This is a genomic window from Halococcus morrhuae DSM 1307, from assembly GCF_000336695.1.
Lineage (GTDB): Archaea > Halobacteriota > Halobacteria > Halobacteriales > Halococcaceae > Halococcus > Halococcus morrhuae.
Genome location: NZ_AOMC01000097.1, coordinates 1 through 1344, shown reverse-complemented (window position 1 = coordinate 1344; position 1344 = coordinate 1). Strand labels below are relative to the sequence as shown.

The window sequence follows — 1344 nt, the reverse complement described above, 5'->3', positions numbered from 1 at the left end:
CGGATGATGTGCGCGAACCCCGCCCAAACGTTCGGATTCACGGAGAAGGGAACGCTCGATCCCGGTACCGACGCCGATATCGTCCTGTTCGATCCGAACGAGAGCTACACGATCACCGCCGAGGACAACGCTTCGATTTCGGACTACTCGATCTACGAAGGACGCGAGGTCACTGGACGCGTCGAGCGGACCTATCTCCGCGGCGAGCCGATCGCCGACGATGGCGAGATCGTCGCCGATCCCGGCTACGGGGAGTTCGTCGCCCGCGAGCGACCCGACTGGGAAGCCGAATAGCAGCCGTCATCGCCTTCCTCGATCGTCGATCCGGGCGGGTCGATCAAGCACAACCCATTAGTCACCGTTTGGCAGAGATACCACGATGGACTCGATAACGTTCACCCACGCGAGCATCTCCGCGCACGACCTCGCGGAGTCGGTCCGGTTCTACACCGACGTGTTCGGCATGGAGCGCATCCCGTCTCCCGATCTGCCTGTCCCGGTCGAGTGGCTCCAGTGTGGCGACAAACAGCTCCACCTGTTCGAGCGGCAGGTCGAAGCGCCCGAGTACCACCACTTCGCCGTCCACGTCGACGACTTCGAGCGCGTCTACCGCATCGCCCTGGAACGCGACCTCTTCGACGAGTATTCCGCCGACGGCGTGCCGGCGATCTACGAGCTTCCTGGCGGGGCGCTCCAGACGTACATCCGTGATCCGAGCGACAACCTGGTCGAGGTCGACCGTCCCGACACGGAGGGGCTGGATCCGGAGATCGCGGCGGCCGTGGAGAAACGCTCGGAGACCGTTTCTCAATCCGAAGAGGGTCTCCGCTCGTCGCTCTATACGGATTCCTGATAGCCTTCGTTGACTGAATCTGGATCGCACCCACGTTCTCGATCCCGACGATTGATGCGAATACCCCACCATGCACGAACATGGATTCCTTGCCGACACTCGTCGTCCGCAACGCCCTCCTCCCGGGGAACGACACGACCGTCGACATCGCGGTCGACGACGGTCGGATCGCGGCGATCCGCCCGGCGATCGAAACACGTGGCGAGACTGAACTCGATGCCGAGGGAAACCTCGTCTCGCCGGGGCTCGTCGACGCGCACGTCCATCTCGACATGGCGTTCTCGGCGTCCGGCGACCGCCGCCCGCGGTACAACGAGGGCGGGGCTGATCGGGCGGAGACGATCGAACGCACGGCGACATACTTCGCCGAGGCGGACCACGACGAGCTCGTGGCGAACGCCCGCCGCGCGGCCGATCAGGCGATCGCCAACGGCGTTCTCCATCTCAGAACGCACGCCTACGTCGACAGCACGGTCGGGACGGACGTCGTC

3 protein-coding genes are annotated in these 1344 nt (G+C 64.4%); all 3 read left to right on the top strand.

The genetic code is table 11. The annotated features are described in order from the left end of the window. Positions 1-294: amidohydrolase family protein (locus C448_RS07600; protein WP_004053444.1), on the top strand; the 294-nt coding region annotated here is incomplete at its 5' end. Between the two features lie 85 nt (positions 295-379). Continuing rightward, positions 380-853 carry a VOC family protein gene (locus tag C448_RS07595; RefSeq protein WP_004053442.1) on the top strand — a complete coding sequence of 158 codons (474 nt, stop codon included), beginning with the start codon at positions 380-382 and terminating at the stop codon, positions 851-853. A gap of 80 nt (positions 854-933) precedes the next feature. Continuing rightward, the coding region (locus C448_RS07590) for an amidohydrolase family protein (RefSeq protein WP_004053440.1) at positions 934-1344 on the top strand (411 nt) is incomplete at its 3' end.